15 protein-coding genes are annotated in these 14,888 nt (G+C 54.3%); 14 read left to right on the top strand and 1 reads right to left on the bottom strand.

The features are described from left to right. Positions 1-25: 25 nt before the first annotated feature. Positions 26-439: a hypothetical protein gene (locus tag WFO64_RS08730; protein ID WP_337010788.1), complete on the bottom strand. Its 414-nt coding sequence runs from the start codon at positions 437-439 to the stop codon at positions 26-28. Positions 440-1,097: 658 nt separating this feature from the next. On the opposite strand from WFO64_RS08730, the gene WFO64_RS08725 reads away from it, so the two are divergent. From WFO64_RS08725 to bglF, 14 genes are all read left to right on the top strand, one after another. Further along, positions 1,098-2,096, top strand: coding sequence for an MsnO8 family LLM class oxidoreductase (locus tag WFO64_RS08725; protein ID WP_337010786.1), 999 nt, complete (start codon positions 1,098-1,100; stop codon positions 2,094-2,096). A 19-nt stretch (positions 2,097-2,115) separates the two neighbouring features. Continuing rightward, positions 2,116-3,267 (top strand): amidohydrolase, encoded by a 1,152-nt coding sequence (locus tag WFO64_RS08720; protein WP_337010784.1) that lies wholly within the window; start codon positions 2,116-2,118, stop codon positions 3,265-3,267. An 80-nt stretch (positions 3,268-3,347) separates the two neighbouring features. Continuing rightward, a complete protein-coding gene (locus WFO64_RS08715; RefSeq protein WP_337010782.1) occupies positions 3,348-4,661 on the top strand; it encodes an LLM class flavin-dependent oxidoreductase in 1,314 nt (437 codons plus the stop codon). Between the two features lie 11 nt (positions 4,662-4,672). Further along, the gene (locus WFO64_RS08710) at positions 4,673-5,614 is read left to right on the top strand and encodes an ABC transporter substrate-binding protein (RefSeq protein WP_337010781.1); all 942 of its coding nucleotides are present in this window, start codon (positions 4,673-4,675) and stop codon (positions 5,612-5,614) included. A gap of 10 nt (positions 5,615-5,624) precedes the next feature. After that, complete coding sequence (locus WFO64_RS08705) at positions 5,625-6,137, top strand: GNAT family N-acetyltransferase (RefSeq protein ID WP_337010779.1); 513 nt, start codon at positions 5,625-5,627, stop codon at positions 6,135-6,137. 9 nt (positions 6,138-6,146) lie between these two features. After that, positions 6,147-7,073 carry an amino acid ABC transporter permease gene (locus WFO64_RS08700; RefSeq protein ID WP_337010777.1) on the top strand — a complete coding sequence of 309 codons (927 nt, stop codon included), beginning with the start codon at positions 6,147-6,149 and terminating at the stop codon, positions 7,071-7,073. Beyond that, entirely contained in the window at positions 7,057-7,851 is a 795-nt protein-coding gene (locus WFO64_RS08695) for an amino acid ABC transporter ATP-binding protein (protein WP_337010775.1), read from the top strand. The genes WFO64_RS08700 and WFO64_RS08695 overlap by 17 nt, the downstream gene beginning before the upstream one ends. Further along, positions 7,848-8,747, top strand: coding sequence for an ABC transporter substrate-binding protein (locus WFO64_RS08690; RefSeq protein WP_337010773.1), 900 nt, complete (start codon positions 7,848-7,850; stop codon positions 8,745-8,747). Before WFO64_RS08695 ends, WFO64_RS08690 begins: the two co-directional genes overlap by 4 nt. Positions 8,748-8,903: 156 nt before the next feature. Then, positions 8,904-9,464, top strand: a complete 561-nt coding sequence (locus tag WFO64_RS08685) for a non-canonical purine NTP pyrophosphatase (RefSeq protein ID WP_337010771.1) — start codon at positions 8,904-8,906, stop codon at positions 9,462-9,464. Next, positions 9,461-10,255: an SIR2 family protein gene (locus WFO64_RS08680; protein ID WP_337010769.1), complete on the top strand. Its 795-nt coding sequence runs from the start codon at positions 9,461-9,463 to the stop codon at positions 10,253-10,255. Before WFO64_RS08685 ends, WFO64_RS08680 begins: the two co-directional genes overlap by 4 nt. Positions 10,256-10,413: 158 nt before the next feature. Further along, positions 10,414-10,755: a YebG family protein gene (locus WFO64_RS08675; protein WP_337010767.1), complete on the top strand. Its 342-nt coding sequence runs from the start codon at positions 10,414-10,416 to the stop codon at positions 10,753-10,755. A 987-nt stretch (positions 10,756-11,742) separates the two neighbouring features. Beyond that, on the top strand, positions 11,743-11,871 hold the full coding sequence (locus WFO64_RS08670; protein WP_337010765.1) for a hypothetical protein: 129 nt from the start codon (positions 11,743-11,745) through the stop codon (positions 11,869-11,871). 188 nt (positions 11,872-12,059) lie between these two features. After that, positions 12,060-12,893, top strand: a complete 834-nt coding sequence (gene licT, locus WFO64_RS08665) for a BglG family transcription antiterminator LicT (protein ID WP_337010763.1) — start codon at positions 12,060-12,062, stop codon at positions 12,891-12,893. Between the two features lie 135 nt (positions 12,894-13,028). Continuing rightward, positions 13,029-14,882, top strand: a complete 1,854-nt coding sequence (gene bglF / locus WFO64_RS08660) for a PTS beta-glucoside transporter subunit IIABC (RefSeq protein WP_337010761.1) — start codon at positions 13,029-13,031, stop codon at positions 14,880-14,882. Positions 14,883-14,888: the final 6 nt, after the last annotated feature.

Here is a 14,888-nt window from a genome sequence, read left to right as displayed (position 1 = left end):
GTATGTCTTCAGGCAGTTCGCCGGGTTAATTGACGATAAGCTCCAGCGTGCTTTCCTGCCATTCACGAAACTCATCGCAAAGCATTTCGACAGTTATTACAAAATGATCACAGCTCTCTGGCAGCATACAGGCATTGGATATGAGCTTTTCAGTTGTCACCTGTGGCACGGAATGCTTCCGTCCGAACAGGTAACCATCATCTGCTATCCCTATTTCTGAGGAGGGAGCATTAAATTTAAGGGCACGAACTTTTCCCGACTCAATCACTGAGACGTTGCGAAAATCGTGGATGAACTCCAAATTACGCAACGTGGGTATAACTACAGCTCTTTTATTCTCAATAATATGCACAGGTAAGTTAAGATAAGGTTTTCCACATTTTTCGATTTCGCACGCAGACATAACCTGATACCCAGTGGCGGAATAATAGGGACTCATACATTTTTCGCTTTCACCGAAGATGCATTCTTTATGGAAAACACTCTCTCCGCCAGACATTGACTAATAAAATTGCAGTTTATTCATTATGCCCATCATTCTGTTTCTCCGTGGGATTCAACGCCTCGTAGATTGGCAATAGCAGGTTATTTTCTTCCATTACGTGAACAGTTTTCGTTAATGCTTCAGGAGCAGCTCAATTCGCCCGTATCCACCCCGTTCCGGGCTTTTCAGTAAATATTTTGTAATACGCTGCAGAAACGTTACTCACACGCTCATCTGGGGTTTCTCAGCAATCGGACAATTCAACTTTGACTTTATCTTTACAGGATTTTTTAGTAAAAAAACTTAAAAGTGCCGTATGGATGATATTCTTTTAACGCTCACACATGACGCCTGTCAGATCTCGATACGTTAAGACGTTTTTCTGCAATCCTTTGCCACTTCACCGGTTTCAATTACGCAAACCTCCGTAAACGATGAGAATTACGCGCAAAATAGCGGGGTAAATCTCTGTTTCAGCACCCGTTCAACGCCTTTTACTTCACGCCGTTCCCATTATGACGAATTCAATAAAGCATAAAACAATATGATGTTTTACCAATAATCGTCTGCGCAGCACACTGGTCAGCAACCGGAATCAATAAGGATCAGGTGAATGGCATATCGATTAAGTCTGTTAGACAAAGCACCCGTATTGCAGGGCGAGTCGCCCACTGCGGCGCTACAGCGCACGCTGCAACTGGCGCAACTGGCAGAAGAGTGGGGTTATCACCGCTTCTGGCTGGCGGAACATCACAACACCGCGCAGCTCGCCAGCCCTTCACCGGAAGTGTTGATTGCCTGGATCATTGCCCAGACCCGTCATATTCGCATCGGATCGGGCGGGGTGATGTTGCAGCATTACAGCCCTTATAAAGTGGCCGAAAACTTTAACCTGCTCGCCTCCCTGGCACCGGGCCGCATCGATCTCGGCGTAGGTAAAGCGCCGGGCGGACTGCCGCTCTCCACCCATGCACTGCAACAGGGTGTCGATGCAACGAAAAAAGGGAGCTTTGCCGAACAGCTTCAGTTGCTGGATAGCTGGCTGACGCCCGCTCAGGCGCATCCCGATGACGAGGGCTTAGCCGCAACGCCGCTGCCGTCACGTCCTGTCAGCCGTTTTCTGCTGGGTGCCAGTGAAGAGAGCGCCCGGCTGGCCGCCAGTCTGGGCTGGCAGTTTGTCTTTGCGGCTCACCTTAATGGCGATCGTCAGTTGCTGGAGCACGCGCTGAGTACCTACTCCCGTCTGAGTTCCGGGCAGCGCGCACTGGTGGCAGTGCAAGTGGTGGTGGCGGACTCACCCGCCGGGGCTGACCTGCTGGTTTCCACGCTGCGTCATTACCATGTGGCGGTGAAAGGGGGACCGGGCGTCAATGTCGCCAGTCTTGAGCAGGCGGAGCGCTATGTGCGTCAGGGCGGATACCGCGATTATCAGATTGAGCCGCGCACGCCATCACTGCTGAAAGGCACGGCAGCACAGGTTCATGCCCAGCTGGACGCATTGCACCATAATTTCGATATTGATGAGTTCGTTATCGACACGCCGATTACCGAGCCGGTTGCCCGCCTGCAGTCACTTGAACTGCTGGCAACGCATCATCTGGTTGCAGCCTGATCCTCAGTGGAGAGTCATCATGAACCCAGAGTCACAACTGATTGAATGGCGACGTGAACTGCACACCTGGCCGGAGTTATCGGGTCAGGAATTCGCCACCACCGCGCGACTGCGTAGCTGGTTGCAGGCGGCGGGTATCCGGCTGCCAGACTATCCGCTGGAGACCGGCGTGGTGGCAGAGATTGGCAGTGGAGAGACGGTGATAGCACTGCGTGCCGATATCGACGCTCTGCCGATCCATGAGGCGAGTGGGGTACGTTTTCACTCCCGCCATCCCGGCGTGATGCACGCCTGCGGTCATGACCTGCACAGCGCGGTGATGCTGGGCGCGGCGTTACAGCTCAACGAACAGGCCGATCAACTGCCTGGCCGGGTGCGCATCCTGTTCCAGCCCGCAGAAGAGATAGCGCGCGGGGCGCGTCAGTTTATCAAAGCGGGCGTGCTGGATGAAGTTCAGGCCATTTTCGGCTTGCACAACGAGCCGTCGCTGCCCGTCGGCACATTCGCCACCCGCAGCGGGGCCTTTTACGCCAATGCTGACAAATTTATTATCCGCGTCACCGGTAAAGGCGCCCATGCCGCCTACCCGGAACAGGGCGTCGACAGCATTGTGACCGCTAGCCAGATTATCCAGGCGTTACAGGGACTCACCAGCCGCAGTTTCAACGCTCTGGACAGCCTGGTGCTAAGCATTACCCGCATCGACGGTGGCAAAAGCTGGAATGTATTACCTGGCGGCGTGGAGTTTGGCGGCACGGCCCGTACCCACGATTTACAACTGCGCGCCGAACTGGAACAACGGGTTCGCAACCTGGTTGAACACTTCGCTGAAGCCAATGGCGCGCAGGCGACCCTGAGCTGGCATCCCGGCCCGCCGGTGCTGATCAATGATGCGCACTGGGCGAACTTCAGCAGTGAAGTGGCGCAGCAGGTGGGCTATCGGGTGCAGACCGCCGATTTGCATCTGCTGGGTGAAGATTTTGCCTTCTATCTGCAACAGGTGCCGGGCGCGTTTGTCAGCATCGGCAGCGCCAGTGACTTTGGTCTGCACCATGCCAGCTTTACCCCGGATGAGGCGCTGATTGCTCCTGCCGCCGACTATTTCGCCCGACTGGCCCGCCAGGCGCTGCAACATCTCAATGCGCGATGTCGGGAAGCCATTCTGAACTGAATTCATCTGCAATCCGCTAAAACACGATTGTTCTGACAACCGTCGTCGGGCATCGCTACGACTAAAAAAGAGAGAGCATCATGACCACAAGACAACTTCGGCTGGGCACTATTCTGCATGGCGCATCAGGAAATATGTCCGCCTGGCGCCATCCGGCGGCGCAGGCCGATGCCAGCATTAACCTGGAGTACGCCAAAAAAATCGCCCGCAAAGCGGAACAGGGCAAGCTCGATTTTCTGTTTGTCGCTGACGGGTTGTTCATTAATGAAAAGTCGATCCCGCACTTTCTCAATCGCTTTGAACCGCTGACGTTGCTCTCGGCACTGGCCGGTGTCACTGAACATCTGGGGCTGGTCGGCACGGTCTCCACCTCTTACAGCGAGCCGTTCACCGTGGCCCGTCAGTTTGCCAGCCTCGATCATCTCAGCGGCGGTCGCGCGGGCTGGAACGTGGTGACCTCGCCGCTGGAAGGATCAGCGAAAAACTTCTCTCGGCAGAAACATCCTGAGCATGCGTTGCGTTATCGCATCGCCGATGAATATCTGCAGGTGGTGAAAGGGTTATGGGATTCGTGGGAGCAGGATGCCTTTGTGCGGGACAAAGTGAGCGGACAGTTCTTCGACCCGACAAAGCTGCACACGCTCGATCATCACGGTGACTTCTTCCAGGTTCAGGGGCCGCTGAACATCGCCCGCACGCCGCAGGGCCGTCCGATTATCTTCCAGGCGGGTGCGTCCGATGACGGTAAAAAGCTGGCGGCGCGCCATGCGGACGCCATCTTTACCCATCAGCCGACCCGCGAGGAAGCACAGGCGTTTTACCAGGATGTGAAACAGCAACTGGTGACGAACGGCCGTCAGCCAGACGATCTGCACATCTTCCAGGGGGTCAGTGTGATCGTTGGCGATGATGCGGAGGATGTGGAGCGCCAGTATCAGACCACGGCGGCGCTGGTGTCGATTACCGATGCGCTTAACTATCTCGGCCGTTTCTTCGACCATCATGACTTTTCACAATACCCGCTGGATCAGCCATTCCCGGACATCGGTGATATCGGGCAGAACAGTTTCCGCAGCACCACCGACGAGATCAAACGTAAAGCGCAGCAGCAGGGGCACACCTTGCGCCAGGCTGCGCTGGAAGCGGCAACGCCGCGCCCGTTGTTCCACGGCACGCCGGAAGAGGTGGCGGATGGCTTACAGCACTGGTTTGAGACCGGTGCTGCTGACGGCTTCATCATTAACGGCGGCACACCCGATACCTTTGAACGTTTTGTCGACCGTGTGGTACCGATTCTGCAGGCACGCGGCCTGACGCGCCGCGACTACCCGGGCAGTACTTTGCGCGACAGCTTCGCCCTGAAACAACCCGTTAATCAGTTCACCTCACAATAAGAGCACAAGCCATGCAAACATCATCGCGTCTTATCGCCCTGCTTATTCTGGCCGCCAGCAGCAACGTACTGGCTGAAGGCACCAGCGTTTCTTATAACGGCCAGCGCGTCAGCCTGGAAGCCAATAAAGCGCCGATTAATACGGTGAAGAATCCCGACGCCATCGCGCAACTGCCCACGGGCCATCACTTTGTGGTACCTGGCTCCTTTACCGTGGCCGTAGCGGCGCTGAACTCTCCGCCGCTGACGGTGTTTTCCGATGACAACAAAACCCTGCTCGGTAGCGAGGTGGATATTGCACGACTGGTTGCTGACAGCCTGGGATTAAAACTCAATGTCATATCGACGTCGTGGGAAGGCTGGCCGCTGGGTGTGGCCTCGGGCAAATATGATGCGGCGATCTCCAACATTACCGTGACTAAAGCGCGCAAAGAGAAGTTCGACTTCGCGACTTACCGCAAAGACTCACTCGGCTTTTATGTCAAAACCAGCAGCCCGATTAAGTCACTGACCAAGGCGGAAGACATTGCCGGATTGCGGATCATTGTGGGATCCGGCACCAATCAGGAGGCGATTCTGCTGGCATGGGATAAAGAGAATCAGGCAAAGGGTCTGAAAGCCTTTACCCCGATCTACGCCAAAGATGATGCCGCACAGACGCTGGCACTGCAGGCGGGGCGAGCCGATGCCTACTTTGGTCCTAACGTGATTGGTGCCTGGAAAGCGGCGCTGACCGGTAAAACCCGGCTGGTCGGCAGTGTGGATGGCGGCTGGCCAAAAGCGGCGCACATTGCCGTTACGGTGAAGAAAGGCAGCGGTCTGGCGGAACCGATCAGCACTGCGCTGAATGGCGTCATCACCAATGGCGATTATCAGAAAGTGCTGAACCGCTGGGGTGAAGGTGTTGAGCATATCGATCGTTCTGAAATCAACCCCGCCGGGCTGGGCGACTAAGGAGTTGACCATGAGTGAATCCACTTTTCGTGAGGTCTCGCCCGAAGCACCAGAGCTGCAACCGATTCTGGGCGGCCTGTTTGGTGAATATTCCGCGCGTTATGGTGACTATTTTGCCCGCCATAAAGAACAGGAACTGACCGAATGGTATCTGCCGCCGCAGGGGCTGTTTATTGTGCTGGAACGCGACGGTGAGATCATCGCGATGGGCGCTTACAAACCTTATGACCCACAGACCGCTGAGCTGAAGCGCATCTGGACCCGTAGCGATCTGCGCCGTCAGGGGCTGGCGCTGGTGGTGTTGCAGGAGCTGGAACGGCGCGCCCTGCAGGCGGGCTATCAGCGGCTGTTTCTCACCACCGGCTTTCGCCAGCCGGAGGCGGTGCGCCTTTATACCGGTCACGGCTATCAGCCACAGTTTGATCTGAGCGGCGATCTGGAGCGTTACGGCCAGCCGCCGCATGACGGGCGCCTGCGTTTTATTAAAGTGATCGGCGTTTGTAACGTCGCTGAGGCGAGTTAAGGAGTGACGATGAGCAAACATCAACATCTTCAGGTGGTCCCGGCGCGTTATCCGGCACGCACCGCAGGTGCTATCGTGGCGCTGTTCATACTGGCGGGCGTGGTGCAGTCAGTGGCCTTTAACCCGCGCTGGGAATGGGGCGTGTTTGCCCGCTGGTTTTTTGATCCGGTGATCCTGCACGGCCTGGGTCAGACACTGCTACTGACCCTGCTGGGCACGATATTCAGCCTCTTTTTTGGCGGTCTGCTGGCGCTGGCACGCCTCTCCTCGTCGTGGCTGCTGAGCACGCTGGCGTGGGGCTACATCTGGCTGTTCCGTTCACTGCCGCTGATCGTAGTGCTGATCATTCTTTATAACTTCTCCTACCTCTACGACACGCTGTCGATTGGCATTCCGTTTACTGGCCTGTCGTGGGGCGCGTTTCAGACGATTAACGTGCTGGGCCAGTTCCCGGCGGCGGTAATCGGTCTGACGCTGGTGCAGGCGGCCTACAGTGCGGAGATTATCCGCGGCGGGATCCTCGGCGTCGATCACGGTCAGGTTGAAGCCGCATCCGCGCTGGGTCTGTCCGCCTCGCGCCGGACCTTTCGCATCATTCTGCCGCAGGCGCTGCGCGCGATTATTCCGACCGCATTCAATGAGATCATCAGTCTGGCAAAAGGCACCTCGATGGTTTACGTGCTGGCGATGCCCGAGCTGTTTTACACCATCCAGATGATTTACAACCGTAATCAGGAAGTGATCCCGCTGCTAATGGTCGGTGCCGCCTGGTATCTGATTATCACCACCGTCTTGTCCGTGATTCAGTTTTACGTTGAGCGCTGGCTGGCCCGCAGCGTGAACCGTCAACCTCAGCCTTCGCGCTGGAAACAATGGCGCAATCGCGTCACGCCACGTCATCCGACCGAGGAGATCAGCCATGTCCGAAGCCATTGATTACCGCACTTCACACACAACAGGTGCTATCAGCATTACCGGCGTGACCAAGCGTTTTGGTAAACACAAAGCGCTGGATGATGTTTCGCTGTCGCTGGAACCCGGATCGGTCACGGTGATTCTGGGGCCATCCGGCTCCGGCAAATCGACACTGTTGCGAACCATCAATCATCTGGAGCGGGTCGACGAGGGATTCATTCAGATTGACGGTGACTACATTGGCTATCAGCAGCGCGGCAATAAGCTCTATGAACTGAAAGAGCAGGCGATTCTGCGGCAACGCATCAACGTCGGCTACGTGTTTCAGAACTTCAATCTGTTTCCGCACCTCAGCGTGCTGGATAACCTGATTGAAGCGCCGATTGCCCATCGTCAGCTGACGAAATCTGAAGCAATAGCGCGGGCGGGCGAACTGCTGGATATTGTCGGCCTGCGCTATAAAGCCGATGCCTGGCCGCGTCATCTGTCGGGCGGGCAGCAGCAGCGCATCGCCATTGCGCGCGCCCTGATGCTCAATCCCCGCGTGATGCTGTTCGATGAGCCAACCTCGGCGCTGGACCCGGAGCTGGTCGGTGAAGTGCTGGATGTGATTAAAAAGCTGGCGCGTTCCGGCACCACGCTGGTGATTGTGACCCATGAGATCGGCTTTGCCCGTGAAGTGGCGGACAACGTGGTCTTTATGGTGGATGGCCGGATTGTCGAGCAGGGCAGCACCACGCAGGTGCTCAACAATCCGCGCCATGAGCGCACCCGCCGTTTTCTGGCGCGCGTTTTATGAGGGCGCTGACGTTAACAGCGCTGACGCTGCTCCCGGTGCTGACCTGTTCGGCGGCTGAGAAACTCGATGTCCTGCAAAACGAGACGCCAATCCATGCCCCGGCTAATCCGCAGGCAATCGCGAAAATTCCGGCTGACTTTCACTTTATCGAACCCGGCACGCTGACGGTTGCGACCTCGGCGACCCACTCACCGCCGCTGTCGTTGCTGGCCTCTGACAACGTCACGCGGATCGGCAGCGACCCGGACATCGCCAGGCTGCTGGCTGACAGCCTGGGCTTAAAGCTGAAGCTGGTTCCTGCCTCCTGGGAGGATTGGCCGCTGGGTATCAGCGCCGGACGCTATGATGTCGCAATGTTTAATATTGCCGTTACTGAAGAGCGCAAGAAGAAGTTCGATTTTGCAACCTATCGCGCTGATAACCACGCCTTTGCGGTAAAAAGCGACAGTAAAATCAGCGTGATTAATAGCCCGGCGGATATTGCCGGTAAGCGCATTATCGTCTCTTCAGGGACCAATCAGGAGCGCATATTGCTGAGCTGGGATCAGCAGAACCGGGCTAAAGGTCTGCCTGCCGTGACGCCGATTTACCTCACCGATGATGCATCGGCTACGCTGACGCTGCTGTCGGGACGCGCCGATGCGATGTTCGGGCCCCACTCCATGGCGGCCTGGAAAGTGGCGTCACGCGGACAGATAAAGCTGGTGGGCAGTGGGCCGTTTCGTGCCTGGGTTGCCGTGACCACAAAAAAGGGTAATGGTCTGGCACCCGCGCTGCAGGCTGCACTGGATGGTACCCTCTCGGGGGGGCAGTATCAGCAGGTGCTGGCCCGCTGGGGCGAACAGGATGAAGCGATCACTCACTCCACGGTCAATCCACCGGGCATTATTTACTGAATCTGCAGAACCGGCTCCCCAGTTGCTGCCGGTTCTGCACTCTGCAACCTGATGACTACAGAATTGAACTACACTCTCCAGCGTTAGTGATTTATCCTGCCCGCCTGTTTTCATAAAATCCTCACTGCGTGGCGGAGTAATTGACCTGGAAGCCCCATGAAAATCAGATTCCTTTCTGCCAATGAGCAAAAGCTGGCGGAGGTGCGCAAAATACTTGAACCTGTCGGGGTTGAAGTCTTGCCCATCGCCCGTCGCATCGAAGAAATTCAGACCGAAAACGAGCTTGATCTGGTGCGCGACAAACTGACCAAAGCGTTTTCGCTGATTGGTCGCCCCCTGTTTGTGGAGCATACCGGTCTCTATCTGGATGGCCTGAATGGTCTCCCCGCTGGTCTGACCCGCATCTTCTGGAACCGCCTGCATGCTGAGCGCTTTACCGCGCTGGTGCAGGGGCTCGACAGCCAGGCTGTGACGGCCAAAACGGTGCTGGGCTACTGCGATGGTCGCAAAATGTACCAGTTTTCGGGCGAACTGCGCGGCACCATTGCCGCTAAACCTGCCGGAACGCGCGGCTTTCAGTGGGACTGCGTATTTATTCCCGAAGGTTATGAGCAGACCTTTGCAGAAATGGGCGAACTCAAGAATGAGCTCTCGATGCGGCGCATCGCGCTGGATAGCTTCGCCACCTTTTTAAAAAACTCGCGGGGAGTGGCATGAAACCTGAACTCAAACGCGCCTATGATTCCGGTAAATTGATTCTTTTTGCCGGCGCCGGTATTTCGCGCAATTTTGGCCTACCCGAGTGGCATGAACTGATTTCCCATCTCGCTAACGAGTTGGGCTACGATTCAAAAATCTTTAATACCTATGGCACACATCTGTCGCTGGCGGAATATTACAAACAGAAAAAAGGTTCGCTTGGCCCATTGCGCAGCTGGATGGACCGGGAGTGGCACCGCCCGGATATCGATGTCCGGTCTTCTGAAATTCATACCATGATTACGCAGGGTAATTTTTCGCGTATCTACACTACTAATTACGATCGCTGGCTGGAAGCGGCGCACGATGCGCACGGCGTACCCTATTATAAAGTGGCGAACGCTGCGGACCTGGTCTCGCTGACCGAAGATAAGCGTCATATCATCAAGCTGCACGGTGATTTCGATGATGATACTTCCATTGTGCTTGATGAAAGCAGCTATTTTGAGCGTCTCTATTTTGACTCGCCGCTCGACATCAAACTGACCCACGACGTAATGGGGAATTCAGTGCTGTTTGTCGGCTACAGCATTAGTGATTTCAACATTCGCCTGCTTTTTTATCGTCTGACCAAAATGTGGGGCCGCACCGGGCTGACGACAGCACGGCCAAAATCGTACCTGTTCACTAACCGGAATAACCCGGTGGCTAAAGAGGTGCTGGGGCAATGGGGAATCGAAGTGATCGTCTCCGAAGAGGACGATCCGCGAAAAGCGCTGGCGATGTTTCTCGAAGAGTTGCTGATCTAGTCAGCTGACCTCGCGGTAGAGAATAAGCCACGAGAAATAAAAAAAGCGTGTCCCGGGTTAAGTTTACCCTGCAGATAACCTGTTAACGCTATTCTCTGCTGGCAAAGCATAACAGGCATGATACACTGTATGAATACACAGTACCTGAGGGCGAAAAGATGGCTGTTGAAACAAAATTTGTAGTAGTCAGAAAGGGTGAAGAGAAGATGACGTTTGCCAATAAGAAAGAGGCCGATGCCTACGACAAAATGCTCGATATGGCCGAAGCCTTCACTGACTGGCTGCTACAGCATCAACCTGCATTGGATGAATCTCAGGCAGAAACGCTGGGCCTGCTGATGGCAGAGCAGAAAGAGGCGGTTCAGCATATTCTGCGCACCAGTAAACTGCCCGAAGCAGCAGCAACCGTCTTACAGCCTGAAGCCGTGTCAGGCGATGGTGCAGATGAGCAGGCAGAAGAGCCTGCTGCAAAGAAAGTGCGCGCCGTTAAAGCCGCTTAATCGCCACAACGCCGGAAGCGAACCTTCCGGCGTTGCTGTTTTTGAATGCGTGCTGCCCATTTCTGTGCCACGGCATTCAGGGAAAGTGACCCTTCCACGATATTACCCTCAATGATTGCTGCTACTTTTACCTCGGTCGTTATCGCTTATCTCTCAGAACGAGGTTGGTCAAAACACAGAAGCTAGCGTGTTGCCTGGATCCGCACTGCTTTTTGTCTGTAGTTTTACGTAGATTCTCAGTGAAACCGTCATAAGAATGTGGGGGCTGAGTGCTGGCTTAATCCCCCACTGACCTGAATGCATAGCTCACGCTTTTTGTTCAGGCAGTCATAATGTTTATCACGCTTATCTACCTGACATTAACTAAGAAACGATAGTATTTCTGGCGAACAGGTTTAAACGATTCGCTGTCGCGGAGATTAATTAATAGCCTTTCGCCTGTACACGGCGCTTTTCATTAAAAAATTAGTCAGGTTTTTTTCGTTGAGATTCATGCGCTCTTAAATTAATCGTTATCACTTTCAGGGCGGCCTTCCTGATATTAAGCGTTAATGGGCTCACATTTTCTCAAAATATAAACTACCCGTGCAAGTTAATGTTAAAAAGCAGTGATAAGGTGCTGCTGATTTCAGCAACGGATTGTAACCGGGCATCAGGCAAAACCTAATTGTCCCGCAATATTACTGTAGTAGGGTTTCAATCCCCCGGTTCCTGTTCTGGGTGAGAGGTTCTGCTTTCGTAAAACGCTTAATGATAATGGATTAACTCATAACCCGGAGTATCGGAATAAAATGAGCTGGAATGGCGGCAGCGGATACAATCATGCCTCACATATCGCCTATATTAAGCAATTAGCTTTAACCTTTATTCAGGATTTGTCACGGTGACCCCATATTCCCGATGCACCTCTCGACGCAGATATCGTCTACCGTAAGCACACCGACGATCTGACGACCCGACGCGTGCAGGATCTTCGGATGAATATTAATGATCCCCACAGTAGAGATGGGGGGCCAATCTATTACCCGACTGAGCTGGCTGGAACTGCAACCCGGTGTTCAGCGCTGGCATCGTCTGGCGGATATATTCCACACGCAGGATGCCTGGATAACCTAACGTAGAACAGGAGTAACTTTTTAAGCGAACAAGAGGATCTCGATCGCCGTCACGCTTTTTGCTACGACAGATTGAGGTCGCGACTAAAACTGATAGAGTGCCCGAACTGGATTGTTACTGCTTAGGCAGGCAAAACCTGACTTCTGGCCTCTGCCCGATGTCAGGTTTTTTTTGTTTCTGGGGTTCCGATGAAAATCGCCAAAATTCTTAATAATAACGTGGTGATGGCTCAGGATGAGCAGGGGCGCGAGCAGGTCGTCATGGGGCGTGGACTGGCCTTCCAGAAGCGCGTCGGTGACAGTCTCAATGCTGCGCTAATTGAGAAAGTGTTCGCGCTGCAAAGTGATCTGCTGGTACGTCGGCTGGAGGAGTTGTTACACCAAATCCCTCCTGAAGTGATGACCACCTGCGACCGCATTATTGATCTTGCGACACAACGTTTGGGGAAATTGCAGGATAGCTTGTATATCACGTTGACTGACCACTGCTATTTTGCCATTGAAAGGCAGAACAAAGGTCTGGCGATTAAAAATGTGTTGCTGTGGGATATCAGACGCCTCTATCCCAAAGAGTTCGAACTGGGTCAGCAGGCCAGGGCTATCATTTCCCGTCGTCTGAATGTCGAACTGGCTGAGGATGAAGCCGGATTCATCGCTCTTCATCTGGTGACGGCACAGCTTAATAACGAAATGCCGGAAGTGATGCATGTCACTCGGGTCATGCAGGAGATTTTGCAATTAGTGAAGTATCAATTGCATCTGGAATACAACGAATCGTCACTGAGTTACCAGCGGTTTGTCACCCATCTGAAGTTTTTTGCTCAACGAATGCTGACGCTTACCGTGGTAAAGGATGACGATGTGTCGCTGCATACAGCAGTAAAAGATAACTATCCCAGAGCCTGGAAATGCGCGGTGAAAATTGCGCAGCATTTGCAACAAAACTATCAGCGTGAGCTGACCGCGGAAGAGATTATGTTTCTTGCCATTCATATTGAAAGGGTGAGGAAAGAGGGGCAATAAGCCCCATAAAACGGGATTGTTACTGCTTAACGCAGGCAAAACCTGAGTGCGGCCTCTCTGAAAGGAGGACGTTCTCAGGTTTTTTTTTTGGCTCAGTCAATGGATGTCCACGGGCATCGGTTTAAGGAAATCGAGATGGAATATCATACGCTGGCTCAGGATATCCTCAGCCATATCGGTGGCAGGGATAACATCGTAAGTCTGGTTCATTGTGCCACCCGGCTTCGTTTTAAACTGAAAGATAATCACAAAGCCGATGCTGAAGGACTGAAGAAAAATCCGGGCATTATTATGGTCGTTGAAAGCGGCGGTCAGTTTCAGGTGGTGATTGGCAACCATGTTAATGATGTCTGGCAGGCCGTGCATGCTGAAGCGGGCCTGGCTGACGAGAACGCTGTAGAACCACAGGCCGAGGGTCATCTTTTCAGCCGCCTGATCGACAATGTGTCAGGTATTTTTACCCCGTTTATCGGCGTTCTTGCCGCCTCAGGTATTCTTAAAGGTTTACTGGCGCTGGCCGTGGTCTGCGGCTGGCTTTCTATTGACAGTGGAACCTATAAAATCTGGTTTGCAGCAAGTGATGCACTGTTTTTCTTTTTTCCACTGGTGCTGGGCTACACCGCCGGAAAAAAGTTTGGCGGTAATCCTTTTATTACCATGGTGATTGGCGGGGCGCTGACCCATCCGACGATAATTACCGCCTTTAATGCCAGCCAGCAGTCCGGTGCGATGACGGAAGCGTTTCTCGGCATCCCTGTGACCTGGTTTAATTACAGCGCGTCGGTTATCCCTATTATCCTTGCTGCCTGGGTGAGTTGCTGGCTGGAAAAACAGAGTACCCGGCGACTGCCCGCCGCTATGAAAACCTTTTTTGCGCCATTGATCTGTCTGAGCATCACTGTGCCGCTGACATTCCTGGTGATTGGCCCACTGGCTACTGGCTTAAGTCAGATGCTGGCGAATGGTTACCAGTGGATTTATGCGCTGGCCCCCTGGCTAGCTGGGGCGGCCATGGGCGCGCTGTGGCAGGTCTGTGTGATTTTTGGTTTGCACTGGGGATTGGTGCCACTGATGATCAACAATCTTGCGGTGCTGGGACATGACTCAATGCTGCCCATGTTGTTGCCTGCTGTCACGGGCCAGGTTGGCGCGGCGCTCGGCGTTTTTCTGCGCAGTCGAGATGCGCGGCAGAAGATGCTGGCGGGCTCATCCGTGACCGCTGGGATTTTTGGTATTACCGAGCCGGCTGTCTATGCCGTTAATCTGCCGCTGCGGCGTCCCTTTATCTTTGGTTGTGTGGCCGGAGCTATCGGCGGTGCCATTATCGGTTTCAGCAATACGCACGTTTATTCTTTTGGCTTTGCCAACATCTTCACTATCGCCCAGATGATCCCGCCTGGCGGGGTCGATGCCACATTGTGGGGCGGTATTGTCGGGACGCTACTGGCGCTGATCCTGAGCTGCGGCATGACGCTGGTTGCGGGTATGCCCGGTGCCACGCCCTCAGGCGCGGTTATGCCGGTGATCCCTGGTGAAGATGACATTCTTTCACCGATGACCGGTACCGTCCTGGCGCTTGATCAGGTGCCGGATCCAACCTTTGCCAGTGGCCTGCTGGGTCAGGGCGCGGCCATCATTCCTGCCGACAACAAAGTCATGGCTCCCTTCGCGGGTGAGGTTGCCTCCCTGTTTCAGACCCGGCACGCCATCGGGCTGCTGAGCCATAGTGGGATTGAGCTGCTGATCCATGTGGGAATCGATACTGTCAGGCTCGACGGCAAACCGTTCACGGCACATGTAACAGTGGGCGATACCTTTAAGCCCGGCGATCTGCTGCTGGAGTTTGATCGTCAGGCCATTCTTGATGCCGGATATGACCTGGCAACCCCGATCATTATCACTAACAGCGATGAGTATCGTGAGGTGATGACCGTGGCGGGGGCCGCTGTCACAGCAAAAACGCCGTTACTCAGCGTAACTCATCGATAAAGGAGA

The organism is Pantoea sp. AS142, assembly GCF_037152305.1.
Taxonomy (GTDB): Bacteria; Pseudomonadota; Gammaproteobacteria; order Enterobacterales; family Enterobacteriaceae; genus Pantoea.
This window is presented reverse-complemented; position numbering and strand designations above follow the sequence as displayed.

Bases quoted from the DNA above. Each gene is read 5' to 3' on its own strand.
- WFO64_RS08730 (WP_337010788.1), bottom strand. From the start codon at position 439: ATGAGTCCCTATTATTCCGCCACTGGGTATCAGGTTATGTCTGCGTGC.
- WFO64_RS08725 (WP_337010786.1), top strand. From the start codon at position 1,098: ATGGCATATCGATTAAGTCTGTTAGACAAAGCACCCGTATTGCAGGGC.
- WFO64_RS08720 (WP_337010784.1), top strand. From the start codon at position 2,116: ATGAACCCAGAGTCACAACTGATTGAATGGCGACGTGAACTGCACACC.
- WFO64_RS08715 (WP_337010782.1), top strand. From the start codon at position 3,348: ATGACCACAAGACAACTTCGGCTGGGCACTATTCTGCATGGCGCATCA.
- WFO64_RS08710 (WP_337010781.1), top strand. From the start codon at position 4,673: ATGCAAACATCATCGCGTCTTATCGCCCTGCTTATTCTGGCCGCCAGC.
- WFO64_RS08705 (WP_337010779.1), top strand. From the start codon at position 5,625: ATGAGTGAATCCACTTTTCGTGAGGTCTCGCCCGAAGCACCAGAGCTG.
- WFO64_RS08700 (WP_337010777.1), top strand. From the start codon at position 6,147: ATGAGCAAACATCAACATCTTCAGGTGGTCCCGGCGCGTTATCCGGCA.
- WFO64_RS08695 (WP_337010775.1), top strand. From the start codon at position 7,057: ATGTCCGAAGCCATTGATTACCGCACTTCACACACAACAGGTGCTATC.
- WFO64_RS08690 (WP_337010773.1), top strand. From the start codon at position 7,848: ATGAGGGCGCTGACGTTAACAGCGCTGACGCTGCTCCCGGTGCTGACC.
- WFO64_RS08685 (WP_337010771.1), top strand. From the start codon at position 8,904: ATGAAAATCAGATTCCTTTCTGCCAATGAGCAAAAGCTGGCGGAGGTG.
- WFO64_RS08680 (WP_337010769.1), top strand. From the start codon at position 9,461: ATGAAACCTGAACTCAAACGCGCCTATGATTCCGGTAAATTGATTCTT.
- WFO64_RS08675 (WP_337010767.1), top strand. From the start codon at position 10,414: ATGGCTGTTGAAACAAAATTTGTAGTAGTCAGAAAGGGTGAAGAGAAG.
- WFO64_RS08670 (WP_337010765.1), top strand. From the start codon at position 11,743: ATGATCCCCACAGTAGAGATGGGGGGCCAATCTATTACCCGACTGAGC.
- licT (WP_337010763.1), top strand. From the start codon at position 12,060: ATGAAAATCGCCAAAATTCTTAATAATAACGTGGTGATGGCTCAGGAT.
- bglF (WP_337010761.1), top strand. From the start codon at position 13,029: ATGGAATATCATACGCTGGCTCAGGATATCCTCAGCCATATCGGTGGC.